The organism is Streptomyces sp. HM190, assembly GCF_009857135.1.
In the GTDB taxonomy this organism is placed as follows: domain Bacteria; phylum Actinomycetota; class Actinomycetes; order Streptomycetales; family Streptomycetaceae; genus Streptomyces; species Streptomyces heilongjiangensis.
This window is the reverse complement of sequence record NZ_CP047318.1, coordinates 7255809-7279725: the sequence shown is the minus strand read 5'-3', so window position 1 is coordinate 7279725 and position 23917 is coordinate 7255809. Positions and strand designations below refer to the sequence as shown.

Genomic DNA, 23917 nt, shown 5'->3' with positions numbered 1-23917 from the left:
CCCTCGCTCATCGGGCCTTGCACATGTCAAGGCAGTCGCGCCGCAGTGACCCTAACCTCAGCGGGGCCCCTCCGTCATGCCCCGTCCCGCCCCTCGAACACGACGCGCCGTGTGCCCACGCGTTCACCGAGCGGCGGTCCGCGGAATTGGGTAGACCTTTCGTCATGACCCCTGTGGGCAGCGAACTCGCCGACCGTGTGCACGGAGGCTGGCTGGGCCGGATCGCGGGCAACATGCTCGGCAAGCCGGTCGAGCGGGGCGACCACTGGACGCGGGAGCGCATCGACCGCTACCTGCGCCGCGCCGACGCGCTGCCCCTCACCGACTACCTGCCGGAGCCGGCCGACGAGGGGGACCGGCTCGCGCTGCGCCCCGAGTGGCGGGAGTGCGTGCGCGGCCGTGTGCACGGCAGCTGCCGCGACGACGACGTCGACTACGCGATCCTCGGGCTGGACCTGCTGGAGACGCACGGCTTCGACTTCACCACCGAGCAGGTCGGCGACCTGTGGCTGCTGCGGCTGCCGTATCTGCAGACGTTCACGGCGGAGCGGGCCGCCTACCGCAACCTGGCCAACGGTCTGAAGCCTCCGCTGACCGCCACCTACGACAATCCGTACCAGGACTGGATCGGCGCCCTCATCCGCGCCGACGTCCACGGCTGGACCAGTCCGGGCGCGCCCCGCCGCGCGGCCTCGCTGGCCCGCCGGGACGCGGTCCTGTCGCACACCGGGAACGGTGTGTACGGGGCGATGTGGGCGGCGGCGCTGGTCTCGGCGGCGTTCACGGCGGGGACCGTGCGGGAGGCCGTGGAGCAGGCGCTGACCGTGATCCCGGCGAGCAGCCGGCTCGCGCGGACCGTGCGGCGGGTCGCCGCGCTGCACGAGGCGGGGGTGGCCTGGGACGACACGCTCACGACGGTGGCCGAGGAGACCGCCGGGACGCACTGGATCCATGTCGTCCCGAACGCGGCGGTGCTCACCGCCGGGCTCCTGTACGGCGACGGCGACTTCACCCGCACCGTCGCGCTGACCGTGCGCGGCGGCCTGGACACCGACTCGAACGGCGCGACGGCCGGTTCGGTGGCGGGGGTGCTGTGCGGGGCGGCGGCCATCCCGGACCGCTGGAAGGACCCGCTGGAGGACACCGTGCGCAGCGCCGTGTTCGGCTTCGACGGGGTGCGGATCACCGAACTCGCCGAGCGGACGGTGCGGTTGGCGCGGACTTCGGCGTGAGGGTGGGCGCGCTCTAGGCTTTCCGGATGACCGCTCAAGACTTCGCCGCGTACATCGCGAGCCTCCCGAAGGTCCTCGCGGGCGCCGCCGTGATCCTCCGCGACGCCGAGGGGCGGGTCCTGCTCGTGGAGCCCAACTACCGCGAGGGGTGGGCGCTGCCGGGCGGGACGATCGAGTCGGACGACGGGGAGACGCCCCGGCGGGGCGCGCGGCGCGAGACCGCCGAGGAGATCGGCCTCGACATCGAGCCCGGTCGGTTGCTCGCCGTGGACTGGGTGCACGTCGCGGGGCGGCCGCCGCAGGTGGCGTACCTGTACGACGGCGGGACGGTCGGCGAGGGCGAGCTGGCCCGTATCCGGCTGCAGGAGGAGGAGTTGCTGTCGTGGCGGCTGGTGCCGCGGGCCGAACTGACCGGCCATCTGCCGGGGGCACTGGGCCGCCGGGTGCTCGCCGCGCTCGACGCGCTGGCGGACGGCACCGGTCCGGTGGAGCTGGAGAACGGGATCCGGGTCGGCTGAACGACCGTCGACAATGCGCCACGGCCGCCCGCTCTCGCACGGCCTGCCGGTGACAGGAGTCAGCTGACCTACGGTCAACTGGTCTTGCACAGAAGGCGAGAAGGGCGTCCGCCACGGTTGATGGAAAATTAAAGTGTTGGCCGAAAAAAGCTGCCCGCGGGATGCTTCGGCCTCTAGGCTGACCGCAGACCCCGTCCGGGCGACCGCCCAGTGCCGTCCGTTCCGGAACCGGGGGCGGCACTCGGGGTCCAGGACCGGCATCCCGGGCGCGGGCCACGGCTCCGGCAGGATGCGGGGCTCCGGGGAGCGGTCGTACGGGGTCCGCCCGACACGCCAGTCTCCCCCCACCGCGGGCCGTCTCCCGCCCGTACTGACCGAGAACAGGCAGCTGAGGTCATGGAACCACTTGGCCCTGACGACCCCGAGGTACTGGGTCCCCACCGGCTCGCGGCCCGGCTCGGCGCGGGCGGGATGGGGCGGGTCTACCTGGCGCGCACTCCTCAGGGGCGGTTCGTCGCGGTCAAGGCCATCCGCCCGGAGCTGGTGGGCGACAGGAACTTCCGGATTCGTTTCCGGCGTGAGGTGGAGGCCGCGGGGGCCCTGGGCGGCCGGTACACGGCACCCGTGGTGGACGCCGACCCGGACGGCCCGGTCCCCTGGCTGGCCACCGACTACATCGCGGGCCCCACCCTGGCGGAGGCGGTCTCCGAGCACGGGCCGCTACCGGTGGAGTCGGTACTGACGCTGGGCGCCGGCATCGCCGAGGCGCTGATCTCGGTGCAGGCCGCCGGGCTGGTGCACCGCGATCTGAAGCCGTCCAACGTCCTGCTGGCCGCCGACGGTCCGCGGGTCATCGACTTCGGCATCGTCCGCGCCGCCGACGGGTACGACCTCACCCGCTCGGGGGCGCTGTTCGGGTCCTTCGAGTACATGTGTCCCGAGCAGGCCACGGGTGAGCCGCTGGGTCCCGAGGGCGACGTCTTCTCCCTGGGGTCCGTGCTCACGTACGCCGCGACCGGGCACGCCCCGTTCAGCGGGACGGCGGCTGCCACGCTCCTCTACCAGGTCGTGCACAGTCCGCCGGACCTGTCGGGCGTGCCGGATCCGCTCGACAAGATCATCAGCCTGTGCCTCACCAAGGACCCGCGGCTGCGGATCACCCCGGACAAGCTGGCCGCCGCGTGCGCGCCGGGCGGGGTGGAGCAGGTGACGGGCGAGGGCTGGCTGCCGCCGTCGGTGACCGCGTCGATCGCCCTGCGCGCGGCGGCGGTCGCGATGTTCGCCACCGCGCCGGACGACGTGCTCACCGACCCCGCCTGCGGGGACGCCCCCGAGCCGTACCCGTACCGCCGGGACAGGGCGGGCGGCGACCAGGCGCAGGACGCGGGGCCCTGCGCCGGGGACCGGGCCCCCTACGCCTCCGATCCGGCGTCCCGCGCCTCGGACCGGGCCCCGTACGCCTCAGGTCCCGATCCCTGTGCTCCCGAGCGGGCCCCGTACGGCTCCGGGGGGCCGGTGGCGTGCGAGGCGGGGGGCTGTGACCACTCCGCCCACCCGGACGGGGGGAAGGCCCCCGACGAGCAGCGCGGCGCCGGGGCACCGGGAGCCCACGCCGACGGCTCCCCCGGGCAGCCGGAGCCCTACCGCGCGGCATCGACCGGGCACCGGCGGGTGCCCGACCGGTCGGGGCCGTCGCGGCGTACAGTGCTCGCCGCGACGGCCGCCTCGGCCACCGCGGCGGCCGTCGGGGGCGCCGTGTTCCTGTCGCGGCGGGGGAGGCCGGGCGGGCGGGGGGCGCAGCCGCTCGGTCCGGCCCCCGAGCCGGCCTGGGTGTACCGGGGCGACCCGTTGCTGCAGGCGCCGGCCGTGTTCCACAAGGGGGCGGCCCTGGTGAAGACCCGGCCGGGTGACCTGCTCAGTCTCGACCTCAGGGACGGCAGCCGGCCCACGTGGGTCTACACCGGCATCAGCCAGTCCCCCACCCCGGCGGTGCTGACGTTCGACGCGGTGGTCGCGCTGGGCGAGGGCTCGACGGTGATCGGCGTGGACCCGGCCGACGGCTCGGAGCGGTTCACCATCGACTTCGGGCCGGACTTCCGGTTCACCACGCTTCTCGGCGCCGTCGACGCCCGCTTCATCTCCGTCATCGGCGTCCGGCTCCAGCGGGAATCCGGCGAGCAGGGGGGCACGACGTCCACGGACACCGTCTTCGGCGTCGACCTCGCGAGCCGCCGCGCCGAGGTCATCCCCATCAGCCCGGAGGACGTCGGTATCCGGCTCGCCCCGGTGATCATCCCCGGGTACTTCGTCTACGCCGACGGTCTGCGCAATGTGACGGCCCGCGACACCGGCAGCTCCGGCGTCGTGTGGCGACACCCCGTCGGCTACGACCTGCGGCCGCACCTCGCCGTCCTCGACCGGACCGTGTTCGCCATCGGCCGGGAGCTTCAGGCCCTCAACCTCGCGACGGGCAAGGTGCGTTGGCGGGTGAGTCCCGAAGACGGCCAGTTCGCCTCGCTGGGGGCCCACGGCAACACGGTGTACGTCACCGGCACCGATCCCTCCGGCGTCCACGCGTTCAACGCCGCGACCGGCTCCCGGCGCTGGTTCTGCGCCACCCCGCGACTCAACGTCGACCTACCGGTGACCGCCGGGCCGAGCGCGGTCTACGTGCCCGCCTACAAGAACAGGAACGGCTTCTACGCCATCGACGCCGCCCGCGGCCGGCTGCTGTGGAACTTCACCGACGGAGTGGAGACCGGCGTCAACGACTGGCAGCTCGCCTGCGACCCCTCCGGCCTCCTGGTCGCCCAGCACTACGACCGCGCCTACGGCATCGCCGTCTGACCGCCCTCCGTGTTCCGCGTGCCCCTCCGGCCGGGGACCTCGGACCGGGCCGGGGGCGCGGGCCGGGGGCACGGGCCTTCGGCCGGGGGCGCACCCCGATTTCCGCTGGTCCCGCGCTGCCGGGCGACCTACCCTCGGCCCCATGAAGAAGCCCCTCGTCGCCCTGCTCAGCGGCGCCGGTGTCTCCACCGACTCAGGTATCCCCGACTACCGCGGCCCGAACGGGCTGTGGCGTACGGACCCGGAGGCGGAGAAGCTGGTGACGTACGAGTACTACATGGGTGATCCGGAGATCCGCCGGCGCTCGTGGCGGATGCGGCGTGACAACCGGACGCTCAACGCCCGGCCGAACGCGGCGCACCTGGCGGTGGCCGAGCTGGAGCGGTCCGGGGTGCCGGTGCGGGTGATCACGCAGAACGTGGACGGGCTGCACCAGCTGGCCGGGATGCCGGCCCGCAAGGTCGTCGAACTGCACGGCACGGCGCGGTCCGTGGTGTGCACCGCGTGTCACGCCCGTACGCCGATGGAGGACGCGCTCGCCCGCGTCGACGCCGGTGAGGACGACCCGCCGTGCCTGGCGTGCGGGGGCGTGCTGAAGTCGGCGACGGTGATGTTCGGTGAGCGCCTCGACCCGGCTGATCATCGTGAACGCCGAGCCCACCCCGTACGACGAGCTGGCCGACGAGGTCGTCCGGGAGCCGATCGGCACCGCGCTGCCGGAACTGCTGCGCAGGGTCGCCGCCGTGGGCGGCTGAGCGGCCGAACCGGACGGGGCCCCGGTCGCCGGGCGGGGCCGTCGGTCGCCGGGTAGGGGGTCAGAACAGCGTTGTGCCCTGTTCGAAGGCGAGCAGGCGCCGTTTGCGGTCCAGACCGCCGCCGTACCCGGTGAGGCTGCCGTCGGAGCCGACCACGCGGTGGCAGGGCACGATGATCCCGACGGGGTTCCTGCCGTTGGCGAGGCCGACCGCGCGGGACGCCCGGGGGCTGCCCAGGGCGTCGGCGAGCTCACCGTACGAGCGGGTCTCACCGAAGGGGATCCGCGCGAGCTGCTCCCACACACCGCGCTGGAACCCGGTGCCGTGCAGGCGCAGCGCGAGGGTGAACTGCCGCAGCTCGCCCGCGAAGTAGGCGGCCAGTTGCTCCTTCGCCTCGGCGAGGAGGGTGTCGTCGCGCGGGCCGAAGGTCTCCTGCGGCGGGCGGTGGCGCTGCCCGGTCATGTAGAGACCGCACAGCACGCCGTCGTCGGCGACGAGGGTGAGGGGGCCGTAGGGGCTGTCGGTGACTGTGTGCTGCTTCATGCCGTGTCCTTCAAGGGGCTCATGCGGGAAGGAAGTTGATGGGGTGACTGTCCGTAGCCCACAGGTACTGGACCGCGTACGCCCGCCAGGGCCGCCAGGCCGCGGCGCGGGCGGTGAGCGCGACCGGGGTGGACGGCAGGCCCATGTGCGCCGCCGCGCGCCGGACGCCGAGGTCGGTGGGGAGGAAGGCGTCGGGGTCGCCGAGGGCGCGCATGGCGATGACGTCGGTGGTCCAGGGGCCGAAGCCGGGCAGGTCGAGGAGGCGGGCGCGGGTCTCCGCCCAGTCGCTGTCCACCCCCAGGCGCAGTTCGCCCCCGGCGAGCCGCCCGACCAGCGTGGTCAGGGTCGTCCGGCGGGTGCGGGGCATCGCCAGGGTCCCGGGGTCGACGGCGGCGAGCGCCTCGGGTGAGGGGAAGAGATGGGTGAGGCCGCCCTCGGGATCGTCGACGGGTTCGCCGTGGGCGAGGACCAGACGGCCCGCATGGGTGCGGGCGGCGGCGGTGGAGACCTGCTGGCCGAGCACCGCCCGTACGGCGAACTCGGCCTCGTCGACGGTGCGCGGCACCCGGCGGCCGGGCGCCTTGTCGACCAGCGGGGCCAGCGCCGGATCCGCACGCAACTGCTCGTCCACCGCGACCGGGTCGGCGTCCAGGTCCAGCATGCGGCGGCAGCGGCTGATGGCGACGGGCAGGTCCCGCAGGTCGCTGAGGGTGAGCCGGCAGGCGATGTGGTCGGGGCGCGGGGTGAGGCCGACGATGCCGTGCCCGTACGGCAGCCGGAGCGTGCGCCGGTACGCGCCGTCGCGCCACTCCTCCACGCCGGGGACGGCGGTCGCGGCTAGGTGTCCGAAGAGGTTGTCGGGGTTGAGCGGGGCCCGGAAGGGCAGGCGCAGGGCCAGGACGCCCGGTGTGCCGGCGGGGCCGCCGGGCGGCACGGCCCTGGTCCCGGCCCGCCTCGCGGCCCGTTCCCGCAGTTCGCTGGGTGAGAGCGCGAAGACCTCCCGCACGGTGTCGTTGAACGTCCGGATCGAGGCGAAGCCGGCGGCGAACGCGATCTCGGCCATGGGCAGCGCGGTCGTCTCGATCAGCAGCCGGGCGGTCTGCGAGCGCTGCGCCCGGGCGAGGGCGAGCGGCCCCGCCCCCAGCTCCGCCAGCAGCTGCCGCTCGACCTGCCGGGTGCTGTACCCGAGCCGCCGGGCCAGCCCCGGCACGCCCTCCCGGTCGACGACGCCGTCCGCCACGAGCCGCATGGCCCGCGCCGCGAGGTCGGCCCGCCGGTCCCATTCCGGTGATCCGGGGCTCGTGTCGGGCCGGCACCGCTTGCACGCCCGGTACCCGGCCTGCTGGCAGGCCGCCGCGCTCGGGTAGAACGTCATGTTCCGCGGCTTCGGCGGCACCACCGGACAGCTCGGCCGGCAGTAGATCCGGGTGGTCAGCACGGCGGTGAACACCCACCCGTCGAACCGCGCGTCCTTCGACTGCACGGCCCGCACGCACCGCTCCACGTCCCTGTACATCCCGTTCCGCATGGCTCAAGCATCGAGCACGGGAGGGGGCGGGGCTGGCGAGAATCCGACATCGAGGTGGCGGCTGCCCCGGCACCGCCTGCGGCCTTCGGGGGACGGGCGCACCGCGCGACGCGCCGCGGACTCCCCTGCCCCCGCGGGTGCAGCTACCCCGCGGCCCGCCGCCAGGCGCTCTCCCGCAGCAGCCGCAGTCCGTTGAGGCCCACGAGCACCGTGGACCCCTCGTGCCCGGCGACGCCGAGCGGCAACGGCAGATGCCCCACCAGGTCCCACACCACCAGCACGGCGATGCACACGCCCGCGATCACCAGGTTCTGCACCACCAGCCGCCGGGCCGCCCGTGACAAACGCACCACGGCCGGGATCGCGACCAGCTCGTCCCGCACGACCACCGCGTCCGCCGTCTCCAGCGCCAGGTCGGACCCGGCGCGGCCCATCGCCACCCCGGAGTGCGCCGCGGCAAGCGCCGGAGCGTCGTTGACCCCGTCCCCGACGAACAGCACCCTGCGGCCCTCGGCGCCCTGCAACGCCCGTACGGCCGTCACCTTGTCCTGCGGCAGCAGCCCGGCCCGGACATCGGTGATCCCGGTGCCGTCGGCCACCCGCGCGGCGGTGCGCGGATCGTCCCCGGTCAGCAGGACGGGCGCGGTACCGGTCACCGCGGTGAGCCCGGCGACGGCGGCGGACGCGTCGTGACGCACACGGTCCGTGAGGGTGAGCAGCCCGACGGCGGCCCCGTCCCGCGCGACGACGACGGTCGTCCCTCCGGAGTCCCGGCGACGGGCGGCGTCACCACCGGAGGCAGCACCGCCCGGGACCGCACTGCCGAGGACTTCGCCGCCGAGAGCCGCCGCGTCGGGGACATCGCCATCGACCGCGGCATCGAGGACATCGCCGGCGGCGTCGGCGTACTCGCCCGGTCGGCCGACGGTGATCACGGACCCCTCGACGGTCGCGCGCACCCCCCGCCCCGGTGTGGCCATGAAGTCCGCGGCGGCGGCCGGGCGCAGCCCTCGTGCAGCGGCCGCGGCGACCACCGCGCGGGCCAGCGGGTGCTCGCTCGGGTGCTCGGCGGCCGCGGCCAGCGCGAGCAGCCTGTCCTCGTCGAGCCCGGAGCCGGGAAGCGGCCGTACGGCGGTGACCTCGGGCGTGCCCTCGGTGAGCGTGCCCGTCTTGTCGAGCGCGGCGACGTCGATCTCGCCCAACCGTTCCATGGCGACGGCCGACTTGACGAGGACGCCGTGCCGGCCGGCGTTGGCGATGGCGGAGAGCAGCGGTGGCATGGTGGCCAGCACGACCGCGCAGGGCGAGGCGACGATCATGAAGGTCATGGCCCGGAGCAGGGCCTCGGTGAGGTTCTCCCCGAAGGCCAGCGGGATGCCGAAGACGGCGAGGGTGGCGACGACGACCCCGACGGAGTACCGCTGTTCGACCTTCTCGATGAACAACTGGGTGGGCGCCTTGGTGCGGGACGCCTCCTCGACGAGGCCGACGATGCGGGCGATGACCGAGTCGGCCGGGTCGCGTTCCACGCGGACACGCAGGGCGCCGTTGCCGTTGAGGGTGCCGGCGAAGACCTCGTCGCCCGGCGCCTTGGGCACGGGCAGGGGTTCACCGGTGATGGTCGCCTGGTCGGCCTCGCTCTCGCCCTCCAGGACCCGGCCGTCGGCGCCGATGCGTTCGCCGGGGCGGACCAGCACCGTGTCGCCGACGGCGAGCCGGTCGGTCGGCACGGTCTCCTCGGCGCCGTCCGGTGACAGCCGGGTGGCCGTGGTGGGCGCGAGGTCGAGCAGGCCGCGTACGGAGTCGGCGGTGCGGGCGGTGGCGAGGGCCTCCAGCGCGCCGGAGGTGGCGAAGATGACGATCAGCAGGGCGCCGTCGAGGACCTGGCCGATCGCGGCTGCTCCGAGCGCGGCGACGATCATCAGCAGGTCGACGTCGAGGCTCTTCTCGCGCAGCGCCCGCAGCCCTTCGAGGGCGGGCTCCCAGCCGCCGGCCGCGTAGGCGACGAGGTAGAGCGGGCCGTACAGCCAGGCGGAGGCGCCGGCGAGGTCCAGCGGGAGGGCGAGGAGGAAGGCGACGGTCGACGCCAGGGCCCAGCGCGCCTCGGGGAGGGCGAGGACGCGGGTGCGGCGGCGGGGTGCCGTCGACGCGGGCGCACGGCGGACCGGTGACGGGGCGAGAGTGGCAGACACCCGGCCACCATACAGGAACACATGAAGACTCATTCATGCCTTCATGTACGATGAGTAAGATACTCGCCATGGGTCATGGAGCCGTAACCGCCGCCGCGCAGGACGCCACCCCCCGTGTGCGCCTGGACGCGGGCAACGTCGCGAAGGTCGCCACCACCCTCCAGGCCCTGTCCACGCCGTCCCGGCTGCTGATCCTGGCCCGGTTGCGCGAAGGCCCGCTCCCGGCGACCGAGTTGGCCGCCGAGGTCGGCATGGAGCAGTCCGCGTGCTCCCACCAGCTGCGCCTGCTGCGGAACCTGGGGCTCGTGGTGGGTGAGCGCCGGGGCCGTTCGGTGGTGTACGCGCTGCACGACCACCATGTCGCCGAGCTGCTGGACCAGGCCGTGTACCACGTCGAGCACCTGCGGCTGGGGATCAGCGACGCGCCGGAGGGTGACTGAGACCGGATCGGCCGCCGCGGGGGCGCGCTACGGGGTGGCGGGCGCGCGGTGAGCTGTGACGGGCGTGGGCGCGCTACGGGGTGGCGGGCGCGCGGTGGGGCGCGGCCGGTGTGGCGGCGCGCAGGGTCCGCAGTCGCTCCCGCACGGTGGTGTGGGCCCTCCGCACGGCTTTCGCGTGCCGGGCGGCCGCGGCCGGTGCGAGTCGGTCGCCCTCCAGCCGCGCCGGCGTGGTCGACTCACGCGACAGCGGGGTGAGTACACCGCCCGAATCCATGCGGTCGAGCGTGCCGCTCCGGGGCACCAGCACCTCCGAGGCGGCGCCGAGCCGATCGGCGTCGGCCCTTCGCCGCCTCTTCGCCGCCGCGTCCGGCGCCGCTGACCAGCCGCTTCAGCCGCCCCGCGACAGCGTGCGGGACCGCTCGCCCGTTCGACCGTCCGTGTCCGCCGTGTCGCGCGCCCAGGAGAAGCGCCTGCAGGAGGGCGCTCAGTCGACCCGCGCCGCGAACGCGTCGTACGCGCGTTCGTCGAACAGGACGAACCTGACCTCCTCCACCGCTGTCTCGGTGGCGCGGACCGTCTCCACCGCGATGCGGGCGGCGTCGTCCAGGGGCCAGCCGTAGATGCCGGCGGAGACGGCGGGGAAGGCGACCGTGCGGGCGCCCAACTCGTCGGCCACGCGCAGGGATTCGCGGTAGCAGGAGGCGAGGAGGGCGGACCGGTCCAGGCTCTGGCTGTGCACCGGGCCCACCGTGTGGATGACCCATCGGGCGTTCAGCGCGCCGGCCGTGGTGGCGACCGCCTGCCCCGTGGGCAGGCCCTTGCCGTAGTGCGAGGCGCGAAGCCTGCGGCAGTCCTCCAGGATGGCGGGGCCGCCGCGCCGGTGGATGGCGCCGTCCACTCCTCCCCCGCCGAGGAGGGAGGAGTTCGCGGCGTTCACGATGGCGTCGACGGACTGCTGGGTGATGTCCCCCTGGACAAGGGTGATGGTGGTCATGACCACCTCTATAGCAGCAGCCGTCCGTGCTCCGCCCCGGCGCCGGCCGGCCCGTGGGTCACCAGGCCACCGGCAGGGACCGCACCCCGTGGACCGGGCTCAGGGGCTGGGCGAAGTCCTCCGGGTCGGCCGTCAGGCGCAGCCCCGGCAGCCGGTCGAACAGCGCGGGCAGGGCGATGCCCAGTTCGGCGCGGGCGAGGGACTCGCCGACGCAGTGGTGGGCCCCGTGCCCGAACGCGAGGTGCCGGGACGCGTCGCGGGTGACGTCGAGGCGGTCCGGTTCGGGGTAGACGTCCGGGTCCCGGTTGGCCGCCTGGAGGGGCACGATGACGCCCTCACCGGCGCGGATGAGGACACCGCCCACCTCCACGTCCTCGGTGGCGACCCTGCGCATGCCGGAGTGCACCACCGTGAGGTACCGCAGCAGTTCGTCCACCGCGCCCGGCCACAGCGTGGGGTCGGCGCGCAGCGCGGCGAGCTGCGCCGGGTCGCGCAGCAGGGCCACGGTCGACAGGGCGATCATGTTGGCGGTGGTCTCGTGGCCGCCGAGGAGCAGGACGAAGGAGATCCCGACGGCCTCCTCCACCGTCGCCTGACCGGTGGCGACCCGCTCCGTCGCGAGCCGGGAGAGCAGGTCGTCGGCGGGCTCCTCGGCCCGTCGCGCGAGCAGCTCGCCGAGGTAGCGGTACAGCTCGGCGCGGGCGGCCATCGCCTCCTGCGGGCTGGTGCCGATGGTGAGGAAGGTCCGGGACTGGCGCTGGAAGAAGGCGTGGTCCTCGTAGGGCACGCCGAGCAGTTCGCAGATCACGAGCGACGGCAGCGGCAGGGCGTACGCCTCGACGAGGTCCGCCTCGGTGGCCCCGTCGGCCGTCATCGCGTCGATCAGGTTCCCGACGTGCCGGGTGACGCGGGGGTGCAGCGCCTCGACCCGACGGTGGGTGAAGTCGCTGATGAGCATGCGGCGCAGCCGGTTGTGGTCGGGGCCGTCCATCATGAAGATCTGGCCGGGGGTGCGCGGTGTCGGCTGGGGGCGCATGGTCGGGTAGCCGGGGCGGGTGCCGTCGGAGCTGAAGCGGGCGTCGGAGAGCACCGCGCGGGCGTGCTCGTGCCGGGTGATCACCCAGGGGCTGCTGTCGCCCCAGAGCGCCACGCGGCGGATCGGTTCCTCCGCCTGCCACTTGGCGTACTCGGGGGCGGGGTCGAGCAGGGGTCGGGCGGTGGGGAGTGGGGGGTGCGTGGTCATCGCTGTGTGCCGTTTCCTAGGTCGCGTCGGTGCCGGTGCGGGGGGCGTCGGTGGGGTGCGGGGCGTCGCCCGGCCCGGGGGCGTTCCCCGTGGCCGCGTCGTCGACGGGGGCCGGAGTGTCGGTGGGGTGGGGGTCGCTGGGCCGCAGGGCGGTGGGGCGGAGGGCGGCGCCGGTGGCGGGGAGGCCCGCGAGGGTCAGCAGGAGCCGTTTGACCTCGGTCGCGGCGTACGCCTCGCGTGCCTCGTCCGGCGCGGAGCACAGCAGGACCGGGCCGTCGTCGGGGTCGGCGGGCAGCCGGCCGTGGCTGCCGCTCACTCCGGAGGGGTCCAGCGGGACGGTGCTGATGCGGTAGCGGAGCCCGAGCTTCTTGCGGGCCACCTGGCCGATCGCGCGGAGCCTCACCGCCGGGACGGTGTCGTCGTACAGCAGCTCGGCGGGGTCGTAGCCGGGCTTGCGGTGGATCTCGACCTGGCGCGCGAAGTCGGGGGCGCGCGCGTCGTCGAGCCAGTAGTAGTACGTGAACCAGGCGTCGGGGTCGGCGACGGCGACCAGGTCGCCGGAGCGTTCGTGGTCCAGGCCGTGGGCCTTCTTGCCCTCGGCGTCCAGCACCGCGTCCACGCCGTCGAGTCCCGCGAGGACCTTGGCGACGTCGGCGGTGTCGGCCGGGTCGCGGACGTAGACGTGGGCGATCTGGTGGTCGGCGACGGCGAAGGCCCGTGACGTCCACGGGTCGAGGTACTCCATGCCGTCCTGGGTGTACACGTCGAGGAGTCCGGCGCGGCGCAGCGCGCGGTTGATGTCGACGGGGCGGGAGACGGGGGTGATGCCGTACTCGCTGAGCGCGACGACGGTGGCGCCCTCGCGCAGGAAGTGGTCGATCAGCGGGCGCAGCGCCTCGTCGAGCCGGCGCGCGCTCTCGGCCGTCGCGGGCGAGTCGGGGCCGGACCGCTGGGGCTCGTAGTCGAGTTGGGGGACGTAGACGAGGGTGAGGTCGGGCCGGTGCTCGTCGAAGACCTGGCGGGCGGCGCCGAGGATCCACTGGGTGGAGGGCATCCCGGCGTTGGGGCCCCAGTAGGTGAACAGCGGGAACGGGCCGAGCCGGTCGGTGAGTTCGTCGTGCAGGGACGGCGGCCAGGTGTAGCAGTCGGGTTCCTTGCGGCCGTCGGAGTAGTAGACGGGGCGGGGGGTGACGGTGAGGTCGACGTCGGCGCCCATCGCGTACCACCAGCAGATGTTGGCGACCTTGTAGCCGGGGGCGGTCCTGCGGGCCGTGTCCCAGATCTTCTCGCCGCCGACGAGCGCGTTGTGCTGCCGCCACAGCAGGACCTCGCCGAGGTCGCGGAAGTACCAGCCGTTGCCGACCGCGCCGTGCCCTGACGGGGGTTCGCCGGTGAGGAAGGTGGACTGGACCGTGCAGGTCACGGCGGGCAGGACCGGGTCGAGGCGGGCCCGGAAGCCGCGCTCGCCGAGGGCGGCGACGGCGGGCATGTGCCGCAGCAGCTTGGGGGTGAGACCGACGACGTCGAGGACGACGAGCCGCCGCGCGGACGGTGCGCCCGCCGGGCGGGTGCCGGCCGACGACGGACTCACGGAGGGCGTGCGCGTGGATCGGGGGCCGGTGGGGGGCGTGTCCGTAGGTGGCGTGCCCGTGGATCGGGGGCCCGTGGGTGGGGTGCTCACTGGTGGTCCTCCTTGAGGCCGAGTCCGGTCATCCGGTCGCGGGCCCAGGTGAGTTCGGCGGCGATGCCGCCCGCCAGGTCGGCGGGCGGCTCGGGGAGGACGGACCAGGTGTAGGTCTCGACCTCGATGTGGTCGCAGTGGACGGAGGTGCCGCCGAGCAGCCCCGCGAGGACGGCGGTCAGCTGGTCGGCGGTGGTGCGCAGCGGCGGCTCGGGGTCGGCGTGCAGCGGGGCGTGGAAGTGGACGCGCCAGGGCCCGGTGCCGGTGGGCAGGCCGCCGTCGAGGGCGTCCGGCAGGTCGTCGACGGCGTGGACGGGGGCCCCGGGCGCGGACGCCGTACGGGTCTGGTGCAGGAACCGCGGCTCCGCGAGGCGCCGCAGGGCCGCGCGGGCCGCGGGATCGGCGGGGTCGGCGGCCTCGACGGCGCAGGACGCCTGCAGCTTGACCACCGCGAGCCCGGCGTCCGCGAGGCGGGCGAGGGCGGCCCCCGGTTCCTCGAACTGCACGGCGAGATGGCAGGCGTCGAGGCAGACGCCGAGCCGCTCGGGGTCGAGTCCGCGCAGCTCCCGTACGGCCTGGGCGGTGGTCTCCACGACGCAGCCGGGCTCCGGTTCGAAGCCGACACGGACGCGGCGGCCGGTGTCGGACTCGATCGCGGCGAGTCCGGCGGCGAGCCGGTCCAGGGCTCGGCGGGCGGTCTCGGCACGGTCCGGGGGCCAGGGCGTCCGCCAGGCGAGGGGGAGGGTGGAGACACTCCCCCGTTCCACGTCGTCGGGGAGGAGCGCGGCGAGCACGCGGGCGCAGTCGAGGGTGTGGCGCAGCCGGGCCTCGTCGGCCCAGTCGGGCAGGTACACGTCCTTCTTGACCACCTCGCGGTGGAAACCCGCGTAGGGGAAGGCGTTGAGCGTGACGGTCTCCAGGCCGCGGGCGGCGAGCTCGCCCTTGAGGCGCCTCACCTCGTCCTCGTCGTCGACGAGCCGGGTCACCACGTCACGGGCGAGCCAGAGGCCGATGCCGAGCCGGTCGGCGCCGAGACGTTCGCGCACGGGTTCGGCGTACGCGGCGAGCTGGCCGATGACGCCGTCGAGGTCCTCCGCCTGGTGGACGTTGCTGCAGTAGCCGAGGTGGACGGGGGTGCCGTCGGGGTGCCGGAATCGCATGGCCGGGCGCTCACTCCCCGCCGCGGCGGACGGAGTTGCCCTGGAAGCTCGACTCCTCGTCGGGCTTGGGCTCGTCGAGGTCCAGACGGCCGCTCTGTCCGTAGAAGGCGACGGGGTTGCGCCAGAGGACCTTGTCCACGGTGTCGTCGTCGAAGCCGGCGGCGCGCATGGCGTCAGCGGTCTTCCTGGTCTTCAGCGGGTCCGAACGTCCCCAGTCGGCGGCCGAGTTGACGAGTATCCGGTCGGTGCCGTGCTCCTGGAGTATGGCGACCATGCGGTCCTCGCTCATCTTGGTCCGTGGGTAGATCGAGAACCCGGCCCAGCTGCCGCTGTCGAGGACCATGCCGACGGTCAGCTCGTTGAGGTGGTCGAGGAGGACGAGTTCGGGGGCGATGCCCGACTCCCGTACGACGTCCAGGGTGCGGCGGGTGCCGGTGGCCTTGTCGCGGTGCGGGGTGTGCACGAGCGCGGGCAGGCCGTGTTCCACGGCGAGCCCCAGCTGGAGGGCGAGCGCCTCGTCCTCCTCCGGGGTCATGGAGTCGTAGCCGATCTCACCGACCGCGACCACCCGGTCCTTGGCGAGGTAGCGGGGCAGTTCGTCCAGGACGGGACGGCAGCGCGGGTCGTTGGCCTCCTTCGGGTTGAGCGCGATGGTGCAGAAGTGCTGGATGCCGAACTGGGCGGCCCGGTACGGCTCCCAGCCCAGCAGGGCGTCGAAGTAGTCGTAGAAGCTGTCGGGGGAGGTACGGGGCTGGCCGAGCCAGAAGGCCGGTTCGACGACCGCGCGGACCCCGACCGCGTGCATCGCCTCGTAGTCGTCGGTGGTGCGGGAGGTCATGTGGATGTGGGGGTCGAAGATGCGCACGTCGTGGTCTTCCTCGGGTTCTTCGGGGAGCGGGGCGGGTTCGGTGGCGTCGCGCGGGGCTCGGGCTACCGGAGCGCCTTCAGCGCGCGTTCGGCTGCCTCGCGGCGTTCGGGCGCGGCGGCCCGTGTCTCGGCGGTGAGCCGCTCGGTGAGGGCGGCGCGTGCGGGGTGGGCGCGGACGAAGGGCCAGATGTCGTGCGGGACGTCCCGGCCGGCGGCGACCCGCTCGTGTGCGAAGTCGGCGAGCATCCGGGCGAGTTCGGCGTCGGCGCGGGTGTCGAGTCCGGCTACGCGATCGAGCGGGATCTCCTGGAACACGCACTTGAGCACGGCCTGCCGGTACTCCGCGTCGGGGAGCCGCGCCGCCCCGTACGGTCCGAGGGCGGCCTCGATGACATGGCTGTCGTTGCCGCGCAGCGCCTCCCGGACCAGGGGGAGGGCGAGGTCGGCGAGGGGTTCGCCGCCGGCCCCGGTGGCGGTGTCGAGGAGGGGCAGGGCCCGCAGGACGGCCCGTTGTTCGGCCGGGTCGCCGTGGCGGAAGAGGCCCGCCAGTTCGGCTGCGAGGGGTGCGCCGGTGAGGGGCAGGGCGGTGAGCAGGACGGCACGGGCGGCCTCGTCGGCGGTCCAGTGGGCGTCCAGCCGGGCGCGTCCGCAGTGTCGGCGGGCGGTGGGGAACAGGGCCCGCACGGCGTCGGGCCGGGCGGCGATCCGTGCCTCCGCGTCGGTGAGCCAGGAGCGGGCGGCCGGTTCGAGTGGGTGGCGGGAGAGGACGGTGCGGGGGTCGGGGGGCACAGACGCGGGCATGCCGAGGGTCGCCATGGCGGAACAGCCTCCGGTGGGGGGGAGGGAGGGGAACCCGAGGAAAAGGGAGGGAGGGCGGAGGGGGTCAGGCCGACGCGGCGCGCAGGAAGTCGAGGGAGCGGCGGGCCACGTCGGGGGCGTCGAGGGAGCCGCCCTGGATCTCCACGGAGACCAGTCCGCGGTGTCCGAGGTTCCGCAGGGCGGCGAGCACGGGCGGGAAGTCGATCTCGCCCGCGCCGAGTTCGAGGTGCTGGTGGACGCCGCGCCGCATGTCCTCGATCTGCACGTTGAGCAGGCGCGGCGCGGCGAGCCGCACGCACTCCAGGACGGTCCGCTCCTCCACGCAGTGGGCGTGCCCCACGTCGAGGGTGATCCCGAACATCTCGTGTCCGCCGACGAGTTCGGCCAGTTCGAGGCAGCGTTCGACGGTGTCGACGAACATGTACGGCTCCGGCTCGAAGGCCAGGGAGACGCCGTACTCCTCGGCGGTCTCCAGGACGGTCTCGACGCCCGCCGCGAGCCGCTTCCAGGCGTCCGCCGGCGGGAGTCCGTCGTGCGGGGCGGGGCCGCTGCACAGGTGGACGGTGGGCGAGCCGAGGTCGGCGGCGATGCGTACGGCGCGCCGCAGCAGGTCGATCCGGTGTTCGGCCGCGTCGGACATCAGGGTCGGCTGGTGCTTGCCCCAGGGGTCGAGGAGGTAGGGCGCGCCGGTCTCCACGGTCACGTCGAGGTCGTGCCGGTCGAGGTCCCGGGCGATCTCGGCGACGCGTCGGGGCAGGTCGGGGGCGTACGGGTCGAGGTGCCCGTGGTCGAGGGTGAGGGCCACGCCGTCGTAGCCGAGGTCGGCGAGGACGGTGAGGACGTCGCCGAGGCGGTGGTTGGTGAAGCCGTTGGTGCCGTAACCGAATCGGAGGGGGGTGGGGGGCACGGTCATGCCGGCGTTCCTCCTGCGGAGGTCTGTGCTGGTCCTGGGGGTGGTTCAGGTGGGGGAGACACGGCGGGCGAGCCGCCGGGCGAGGGGGTGGGCGACGCCGAGGGCGGCCGCCGCGAGCGTGGCTCCGCTGCGCGCGGTCAGCGCCGTCTGCAGGGGCAGGAATCCGACGATCCCGGCGCCGACGGCCCGCCGTACGTTCTCGCCCGACGGCTCCCGTACGGCGCGGATCTGGGCGGTGCCGTAGGTGCCGAGGTAGGCGAGAGCCCCGGCGCCGACGACGGCGGCCCGGGTGAGGGCCGAGCGCGTGGTGGGACGGCTGCCGGGGCGCCGCGGGAGCCGCTGGGGGGCGGCACCGGCCGTGTGGCCCGGGGACGGCGCCGCCGTGCGGGTCCGGGCGGAGGCGATCGCCGCGCGGACGGCGGGGAGCGCCGTCGCGAGGGCGGTGGTCGTGGCGGCGGCGAGGGTCGACGCGGGCACGCGGGCCCGGGAGCCGGAGATCTCGTGGCGGCTCAGGGCGGACAGCGTGTACGTGTGGGCGCCGACGAGCGCGGCCGGGGCGGCGCCGCGCAGCAGTGCCGTGCCGGCTCCGCCCGGGCGGGCGGCGGCCAGGGCGCCGGCGAGGACGTCCAGGGTGCGGGCCGAGGCCATCGCGGCCGCTCCCACGGGGGTGGACTTGAGCTTCAGGTCGTAGGCCCAGATCACGCCGGTCAGCGGCAGCGCTCCCAGGAAGCTGCGGCGGCCGCCCGAGGCGGCGGCGAGCCCCAGGCCCGCGGCGGTGAGCGCGCCGGCGACGGCGAGGGCGGTGGCGCGGGGCACGCGGCCCGACGGGACGGGCCGCTCGGGGCGTTCGACGGCGTCGATCGTGGCGTCGGCGTAGTCGTTGAGAGCCATACCGGCCCAATAGAGGCAGACGGACGATCCCATGACTCCCAGCGTCGGACCGCTGAGCGGGCGTCCCGCGGCGGCGGCGCCGGCGAGGATGTCACCCGGCACGCTCAACGCGGCCGGTGCACGTACGAGTTGAGCGAGATCCGCGAGGCGCACGGCAGGCCGTGAACCGGAGCGGATATCCCCTCTCCGATCTTTCATGGCGGCAACTTACCCCTGCCGCTTGCACATTCATGTGGAGAAAACGTGAAGACCTTTGTCGTTTTGTGACTTGATACCGCCTATCGGTGAACACCCTTGTGCGCTATGGGCGTTCAGTGTTCCTGACGCAGTCTGCGCCACACCGCCTTGGCCGCGTTGTGCCCCGACATTCCGTGTACTCCGGGGCCGGGCGGGGTGGCCGACGAGCAGATGAACACGGCCGGGTGCGGGGTGCGGTACGGCTGCAGGGTGAGCCTGGGCCGGAGCAGCAACTGCAGGCCGGAGGCGGCACCGCAGGCGATGTCACCGCCGACGTAGTTGGCGTTGTGCGCGGCGAGTTCGGGCGGGCCCGCGGTGGCGCGGGCGAGGACCCGGTCGCGGAACCCCGGTGCGAAGCGCTCCAGCTGGCGCTCCACGGCGTCCGTCAAGTCTCCGGTCCAGCCGTTCGGGACGTGGCCGTACGCCCAGAAGACGTGCTTGCCCTCGGGGGCGCGGGTGGGGTCGACGAGGCTGGGCTGCACGGTGATGAGGAACGGCCGGTCGGGGGCGTGGCCGTGCCGGGAGGCCGCGTCCAGGGCGGTGCTGATCTCCGCCCTGCTCGCCCCGACCTGGACCGTGCCCGCGGTGCGCGCCGCCTCGGCGGTCCAGGGGACGGGGCCGTCCAGCGCGTAGTCGATCTTGAAGACGCTCGCGCCGTACCGGTACGACGCGTAGAAGTTCCCGAAGCCGGCGATCCGGGCGAGGGCGGTGGGCGAGGTGTCGAAGACGTAGGCGCGCGCGGGCGGCAGGTCGTCGAGCCGTTTGACCTCGTAGTCGGTGTGGACGGTGCCGCCGAGGTCCTTCAGGTAGGCGGTGAGCGCGTCGGAGACGGCCTGGGAGCCACCGCGGGCGACGGGCCAGCCGGCGGCGTGCGCGGCCAGCGCGAAGACCAGGCCCACCGCGCCGGTGGCGAGCCCGCCGAGCGGGGCGATGACATGCGCGACCAGCCCGGAGAACAGCGCCTTGGCCTTCTCGTCCTTGAAGCGGCGCATCAGCCAGGTGGAGGGCGGCAGCCCGGCGAGGCCGAAGCGGGCGAGGGTGACCGGGTCGCGGGGCAGCGCCGACAGCGGCAGCGACATGAAGTCCCGCACCAGGGTGTCCCACGTGGGCAGGAAGGGCTCGACCAGTCGGCGGTAGGCGCCCGCGTCCCGCGGCCCGAACGACGCGGCCGTCTCCCCCACCGAACGCGACAGCACCGCCGCCGAGCCGTCCAGGAACGGGTGCGCCATGGGCAGCTCGGCGTGCAGCCACTCCAGGCCGTAGCGCGCGAGGGGCATGGCGTTGAACGCGGGCGAGTTGACGCCCAGGGGGTGGGCCGCCGAGCAGGGGTCGTGCCGGAAGCCGGGCAGGGTCAGCTCGGCGGTGCGGGCACCACCGCCGACCGTGTCCCTGGCTTCGAAGACCGCCACGGAGAATCCGCGGCGGGCCAGCTCCACGGCAGCCGTCAGGCCGTTCGGCCCCGCCCCCACCACCACCGCGTCGAGCATCGCCGGCACGTCGGACCCCTTCGTCAGCCGATGGCCATCGAGCGCCGCGAACGGGTTTCCGCTCGGCGGCGAACCTGCGCTCAGGATATGCCCGACCACCGACAGCCATGGCACGGGTGGGCCGCCGACGCCGCCGGACGGGCGGAGGCCGGACCGATCACCGAGCGAGAGTTCGCGTCCCCGGCGGCGGCCCGTCCCCGCCGACGGCCGTCCGCCCGGCACGTTCACGCGGCAGCGGCCGGCTCAGGCTCCGGCCGTCAGCAACCCCCGCACCCGGCGAGCCGTGGCCGCGTCCCGCGCCGCGGTGAACGGCAGGGCGTTGCCGCCGGTGATCCGGAAGGGCTCGTCGGCGAGGGTCAGATGGGCGCCGCCGGACTCCTCGACGAGGAGGAGACCCGCCGCGTGGTCCCAGGCCGCCTCCCAGGAGAACGCGACCGCGTCCAGTCGTCCTCGGGCGATGGCGAGGTACTCCAGCCCCGCCGACCCGCACGGACGGGGGGCGACGCCCTGCGTCCACAGGCCCAGCAGCGCTGCCTTCTGCTCCTGCGTGGTGTAGTCCGGGTGGGAGGTGGCCACGTCGAGGTCGCGGCCGGGCTCGGGTGAGCCGGCGTGCAGCGGCTCTCCGTCCAGCGTGGCCCCCCGGCCCCGTATCGCCAGGGCGAGCAGGTCCAGCGCGGGCGCGTACGTCCAGGAGGCGCGCACCACGCCGTCCAGGGCGAGGGCGACGAGCGTGCAGAAGCCGGGCTCGCCGCGCACGAACTGCCGGGTGCCGTCGACCGGGTCGACGATCCAGACCGGCGCGTCGCCGCGGATCGCCTCGTACGACGCGGGGTTGGCGTGGACCGCCTCCTCGCCGACCACCACGGAGCCGGGCAGCAGCGCGGGCAGCGCCCGCGTCAGATACAGCTCGGCCTTGCGGTCGGCGTCGGTGACGAGGTCGTGGGGGCCGTTCTTCTGGTCGACCTCGTGCTCGGCGAGCTGCCGCCAGCGCGGCATGATCTCGGCGGCGGCGGCCTTGCGCATCGCTTCTTCGACGTCGGAGGCGTGCCGGGCGAGAAACTCGTCGATGGTTTCACTGTCTTCGATCATGCCCCTATGACAGCACGCACCACTGACAATCCCTACCGGGAGGGTGCACTCCGCATGGAATCACCATGAACAGCGGGTCCGGTGCCGCCCGGCGGGGGCTCCCGCTCAGCGCCCGACCGCGTATCCCTGCATGCCCCGCGGGTTGGCCGCCGCCGACAGCACGCCGGTCCCGGGATCGCGCGCGACCGCGCAGAGACGGCCCTCGGACCAGGGTTCGCCGACGGTGACGTCATGGCCGCGCCGGCGGAGTTCCGCGACGACCTCGGCGGGCATGCGGGACTCGACGGTGACGCTGCCGGGGCGCATGCCGCGCGGGTAGAACGAGCCGGGGAAGCTGTCGTTGTGCCAGTTCGGGGCGTCGACGGCGCCCTGGAGGTCGAGGCCGCCGCGGACCGGTGGGCGCAGGGCGACGCCGAGGAAGAAGTGGAGCTGCCACTGGTCCTGCTGGTCGCCGCCGGGCGTGCCGAACGCCATCACGGGCACCCCGTCGCGCAGTGCCAGCGAGGGGGTGAGCGTGGTGCGGGGCCGGCGGCCGGGCGTGAGCGAGTTCGGCAGTCCCTCGTCGAGCCAGGTCATCTGCAGCCGGGTGCCGAGCGGGAAGCCCAGTTCGGGCACGACGGGGTTGGACTGGAGCCAGCCCCCGCTGGGCGTGGCGGCGACCATGTTGCCCCAGCGGTCGACGACGTCCAGGTGGCAGGTGTCGCCCCGGGTGCTGCCGTCCGCCGCGATCGCGGGCTCCCCCGGCACGGGGGACAGCGGGCTCTTGGCGACCGTCGGTTCGCCGATGCCGGCGCGGGCGCCGCCGACCGTGGGCTCGCCGGCCCCCAGGGGGTCGAAGCCGACGTAGTCGGTGGCCACCACGCGCGCGTGGGCGCTCAGCCGCGGGGTGCGTCCGCCGGGACTGCCGGGCCGCAGGTCGTACGAGGCCGTGTCGCCGACGAGGGCCCTCCGCTCGGCGTTGTAGGCGTCGGACAGCAGCTCGGTCAGCGGCACCGGCGCCGCGTCGCCGTACCAGGCCTCGCGGTCCGCCATGGCGAGCTTGCAGCCCTCGATGAGCAGGTGCACGTAGTCGGCGGATTCGTACGCGGGCAGTTCGTCCGGCAGCAGGGCGAGTTGCTGGAGGAGCACCGGGCCCTGGCTCCAGGGGCGGGCCTTGCACAGGGTCCAGCCGTTCCAGTCGTAGGTCGCCGGGGACTCGTAGGTGGCGGACCAGCCGGCCAGGTCGTCCAGGGTGAGGGTGCCGGTGTGGCGTTCGCCGCTGGTGTCCAGGGTGGGCCGCCCGGCCTGCCGCACCAGGGCCTCGGCGATGAAGCCCGACCGCCACACCTCCCGCGCCGCCTCGATGCGGGACACGCGGTCGCCCGCCCCCTCCACCTCGGCGAGCAGCCGCCGCCAGGTCGCGGCGAGGGCGGGGTTGCGCAGCAGCTCGCCGGGGCGGGGCGCCCGGCCGCCGGGGAGGTACACCTCCGCCGACGACACCCACTCCTTCTCGAAGAGGTCGCGCACCGACTCGACGGCCGCCCCGACGTTCTCCACGGGCGCGTGCCCGTCCTGCGCGTACCCGATGGCGTACTTCAGGACGTCGGCGAGGTCCTTGGTGCCGTGGTCGCGCAGCAGGAGCATCCACGCGTCGAACGCGCCGGGCACGGCGGCCGCCAGGGGGCCCGTGCCGGGGACGAGGTCCAGCCCGAGTCCCCGGTAGTGCTCGATCGTCGCCCCGGCGGGCGCCACGCCCTGTCCGCACAGGACCCGGACCTCGCCGTCCGCCGTCGCGAGGACGAGGGGAACCTCCCCGGCGGGCCCGTTGAGGTGCGGCTCGACGACGTGCAGGACGAACCCGGCGGCGACGGCCGCGTCGTAGGCGTTGCCGCCGTCCTCCAGGACGGCCATCGCGGACTGCGACGCGAGCCAGTGCGTGGAGGACACCATGCCGAAGGTGCCCTGGAGCGTCGGTCGGGTGGTGAACACGGGCGGACTCCTCACAGCACGACGGTCGTCCGCCGATCGTACGCAGCACCCCGTGCCACCCTCGGACGTGCGTACGGCACACGGTCGTTCGCCGTCCGCGTCACGCGCGCCGCCCCACGGTGAGCACATGCCCGCTCGCGCCGAGCAGCGACGGCTCCGACTCGACGCGCCGGGTCGCCGCCAGGACGGCCTCTCTGCGCCTGGGGTCGTCGAGCCACTCCTGCACGTCCCCCATGAGCCAGGCGACGCCCTCCACCCCGTACTGACCCTCGCACGTGAGCCCCGCCGCGTCGAACTCGTCCGGCACCTCGGCGGGGTCGGCGAAGTAGGCGGTGGTGAAGACGGGGTCGTCCGCCCCCAGTCCGCAGCCGCCGGCGGCCAGGACCAGCGCGGCGGACAGGGGCACACGGGAGGCGGTGCGGCGGAGTGTCGGGAGCATGGATCCGATCCCGGCACGCGCGTCGGACGGAAGCCGGGGCTCCGGAAAGTCGCGGCGCGACTGAACGGTGAGGG

The 23917-nt window shown here is 74.5% G+C and carries 19 protein-coding genes and 2 pseudogenes; 5 read left to right on the top strand and 16 right to left on the bottom strand.

Annotated features, from left to right (window positions below):
* Positions 1-164: 164 nt before the first annotated feature.
* From GSY65_RS31145 to GSY65_RS31130, 4 genes and pseudogenes are all read left to right on the top strand, one after another.
* Positions 165-1232: an ADP-ribosylglycohydrolase family protein gene (locus GSY65_RS31145; RefSeq protein WP_159774834.1), complete on the top strand. Its 1068-nt coding sequence runs from the start codon at positions 165-167 to the stop codon at positions 1230-1232.
* A 26-nt stretch (positions 1233-1258) separates the two neighbouring features.
* On the top strand, positions 1259-1750 hold the full coding sequence (locus GSY65_RS31140) for an NUDIX domain-containing protein (protein ID WP_159774832.1): 492 nt from the start codon (positions 1259-1261) through the stop codon (positions 1748-1750).
* 396 nt (positions 1751-2146) lie between these two features.
* Positions 2147-4597 (top strand): protein kinase domain-containing protein, encoded by a 2451-nt coding sequence (locus GSY65_RS31135; RefSeq protein ID WP_159774830.1) that lies wholly within the window; start codon positions 2147-2149, stop codon positions 4595-4597.
* A 142-nt stretch (positions 4598-4739) separates the two neighbouring features.
* A pseudogene (locus GSY65_RS31130) lies at positions 4740-5352 on the top strand (SIR2 family NAD-dependent protein deacylase).
* Between the two features lie 60 nt (positions 5353-5412).
* Here the strand turns inward: GSY65_RS31130 and GSY65_RS31125 are convergent.
* The 3 genes from GSY65_RS31125 to GSY65_RS31115 all read right to left on the bottom strand — a co-directional run bounded on the left by GSY65_RS31125 (position 5413) and on the right by GSY65_RS31115 (position 9648).
* Complete coding sequence (locus tag GSY65_RS31125; RefSeq protein WP_159774828.1) at positions 5413-5895, bottom strand: methylated-DNA--[protein]-cysteine S-methyltransferase; 483 nt, start codon at positions 5893-5895, stop codon at positions 5413-5415.
* A 19-nt stretch (positions 5896-5914) separates the two neighbouring features.
* Positions 5915-7423, bottom strand: a complete 1509-nt coding sequence (locus GSY65_RS31120; protein WP_328707525.1) for an AlkA N-terminal domain-containing protein — start codon at positions 7421-7423, stop codon at positions 5915-5917.
* A gap of 143 nt (positions 7424-7566) precedes the next feature.
* The gene (locus GSY65_RS31115; protein ID WP_201452729.1) at positions 7567-9648 is read right to left on the bottom strand and encodes a heavy metal translocating P-type ATPase; all 2082 of its coding nucleotides are present in this window, start codon (positions 9646-9648) and stop codon (positions 7567-7569) included.
* A 35-nt stretch (positions 9649-9683) separates the two neighbouring features.
* On the opposite strand from GSY65_RS31115, the gene GSY65_RS31110 reads away from it, so the two are divergent.
* Positions 9684-10055 (top strand): ArsR/SmtB family transcription factor, encoded by a 372-nt coding sequence (locus GSY65_RS31110; RefSeq protein WP_159774824.1) that lies wholly within the window; start codon positions 9684-9686, stop codon positions 10053-10055.
* A gap of 73 nt (positions 10056-10128) precedes the next feature.
* Here the strand turns inward: GSY65_RS31110 and GSY65_RS31105 are convergent, their stop codons facing one another.
* The 13 genes and pseudogenes from GSY65_RS31105 to GSY65_RS31045 form a co-directional block, all read right to left on the bottom strand.
* A complete protein-coding gene (locus GSY65_RS31105; protein WP_159774822.1) occupies positions 10129-10329 on the bottom strand; it encodes a hypothetical protein in 201 nt (66 codons plus the stop codon).
* Between the two features lie 210 nt (positions 10330-10539).
* Entirely contained in the window at positions 10540-11049 is a 510-nt protein-coding gene (locus GSY65_RS31100) for an O-acetyl-ADP-ribose deacetylase (protein ID WP_159774820.1), read from the bottom strand.
* Positions 11050-11107: 58 nt separating this feature from the next.
* Positions 11108-12292, bottom strand: a complete 1185-nt coding sequence (locus GSY65_RS31095; RefSeq protein ID WP_159774818.1) for a cytochrome P450 — start codon at positions 12290-12292, stop codon at positions 11108-11110.
* A gap of 16 nt (positions 12293-12308) precedes the next feature.
* Positions 12309-13781: a nucleotide pyrophosphatase/phosphodiesterase family protein gene (locus tag GSY65_RS31090; protein WP_236580271.1), complete on the bottom strand. Its 1473-nt coding sequence runs from the start codon at positions 13779-13781 to the stop codon at positions 12309-12311.
* A gap of 188 nt (positions 13782-13969) precedes the next feature.
* Entirely contained in the window at positions 13970-15133 is a 1164-nt protein-coding gene (eboE, locus tag GSY65_RS31085) for a metabolite traffic protein EboE (protein ID WP_159774816.1), read from the bottom strand.
* 10 nt (positions 15134-15143) lie between these two features.
* Positions 15144-15998 (bottom strand): TatD family hydrolase, encoded by an 855-nt coding sequence (locus GSY65_RS31080; protein WP_159774814.1) that lies wholly within the window; start codon positions 15996-15998, stop codon positions 15144-15146.
* 65 nt (positions 15999-16063) lie between these two features.
* Positions 16064-16816: an EboA domain-containing protein gene (locus GSY65_RS31075; RefSeq protein ID WP_159774812.1), complete on the bottom strand. Its 753-nt coding sequence runs from the start codon at positions 16814-16816 to the stop codon at positions 16064-16066.
* 67 nt (positions 16817-16883) lie between these two features.
* Positions 16884-17732, bottom strand: coding sequence for a sugar phosphate isomerase/epimerase family protein (locus GSY65_RS31070; protein ID WP_159774810.1), 849 nt, complete (start codon positions 17730-17732; stop codon positions 16884-16886).
* A 45-nt stretch (positions 17733-17777) separates the two neighbouring features.
* Positions 17778-18821: an SCO3242 family prenyltransferase gene (locus GSY65_RS31065; RefSeq protein ID WP_201452728.1), complete on the bottom strand. Its 1044-nt coding sequence runs from the start codon at positions 18819-18821 to the stop codon at positions 17778-17780.
* A 113-nt stretch (positions 18822-18934) separates the two neighbouring features.
* On the bottom strand, positions 18935-20347 hold the full coding sequence (locus GSY65_RS31060) for a phytoene desaturase family protein (RefSeq protein ID WP_159776569.1): 1413 nt from the start codon (positions 20345-20347) through the stop codon (positions 18935-18937).
* A 243-nt stretch (positions 20348-20590) separates the two neighbouring features.
* A complete protein-coding gene (locus GSY65_RS31055) occupies positions 20591-21436 on the bottom strand; it encodes an inositol monophosphatase family protein (RefSeq protein ID WP_159774808.1) in 846 nt (281 codons plus the stop codon).
* A 105-nt stretch (positions 21437-21541) separates the two neighbouring features.
* On the bottom strand, positions 21542-23404 hold the full coding sequence (locus GSY65_RS31050; RefSeq protein WP_201452727.1) for a gamma-glutamyltransferase family protein: 1863 nt from the start codon (positions 23402-23404) through the stop codon (positions 21542-21544).
* A gap of 100 nt (positions 23405-23504) precedes the next feature.
* Positions 23505-23753 (bottom strand): annotated as a pseudogene (locus GSY65_RS31045) (class I SAM-dependent methyltransferase); the annotation flags it as partial.
* Positions 23754-23917 lie beyond the last annotated feature (164 nt).

Coding starts and splice junctions, on each gene's coding strand:
- GSY65_RS31145 (WP_159774834.1), top strand. CDS start 165: ATGACCCCTGTGGGCAGCGAACTCGCCGACCGTGTGCACGGAGGCTGG.
- GSY65_RS31140 (WP_159774832.1), top strand. CDS start 1,259: ATGACCGCTCAAGACTTCGCCGCGTACATCGCGAGCCTCCCGAAGGTC.
- GSY65_RS31135 (WP_159774830.1), top strand. CDS start 2,147: ATGGAACCACTTGGCCCTGACGACCCCGAGGTACTGGGTCCCCACCGG.
- GSY65_RS31125 (WP_159774828.1), bottom strand. CDS start 5,895: ATGAAGCAGCACACAGTCACCGACAGCCCCTACGGCCCCCTCACCCTC.
- GSY65_RS31120 (WP_328707525.1), bottom strand. CDS start 7,423: ATGCGGAACGGGATGTACAGGGACGTGGAGCGGTGCGTGCGGGCCGTG.
- GSY65_RS31115 (WP_201452729.1), bottom strand. CDS start 9,648: ATGAGTCTTCATGTGTTCCTGTATGGTGGCCGGGTGTCTGCCACTCTC.
- GSY65_RS31110 (WP_159774824.1), top strand. CDS start 9,684: ATGGGTCATGGAGCCGTAACCGCCGCCGCGCAGGACGCCACCCCCCGT.
- GSY65_RS31105 (WP_159774822.1), bottom strand. CDS start 10,329: ATGGATTCGGGCGGTGTACTCACCCCGCTGTCGCGTGAGTCGACCACG.
- GSY65_RS31100 (WP_159774820.1), bottom strand. CDS start 11,049: ATGACCACCATCACCCTTGTCCAGGGGGACATCACCCAGCAGTCCGTC.
- GSY65_RS31095 (WP_159774818.1), bottom strand. CDS start 12,292: ATGACCACGCACCCCCCACTCCCCACCGCCCGACCCCTGCTCGACCCC.
- GSY65_RS31090 (WP_236580271.1), bottom strand. CDS start 13,781: ATGCCCGCCGTCGCCGCCCTCGGCGAGCGCGGCTTCCGGGCCCGCCTC.
- eboE (WP_159774816.1), bottom strand. CDS start 15,133: ATGCGATTCCGGCACCCCGACGGCACCCCCGTCCACCTCGGCTACTGC.
- GSY65_RS31075 (WP_159774812.1), bottom strand. CDS start 16,816: ATGGCGACCCTCGGCATGCCCGCGTCTGTGCCCCCCGACCCCCGCACC.
- GSY65_RS31070 (WP_159774810.1), bottom strand. CDS start 17,732: ATGACCGTGCCCCCCACCCCCCTCCGATTCGGTTACGGCACCAACGGC.
- GSY65_RS31065 (WP_201452728.1), bottom strand. CDS start 18,821: ATGAAAGATCGGAGAGGGGATATCCGCTCCGGTTCACGGCCTGCCGTG.
- GSY65_RS31060 (WP_159776569.1), bottom strand. CDS start 20,347: ATGCTCGACGCGGTGGTGGTGGGGGCGGGGCCGAACGGCCTGACGGCT.
- GSY65_RS31055 (WP_159774808.1), bottom strand. CDS start 21,436: ATGATCGAAGACAGTGAAACCATCGACGAGTTTCTCGCCCGGCACGCC.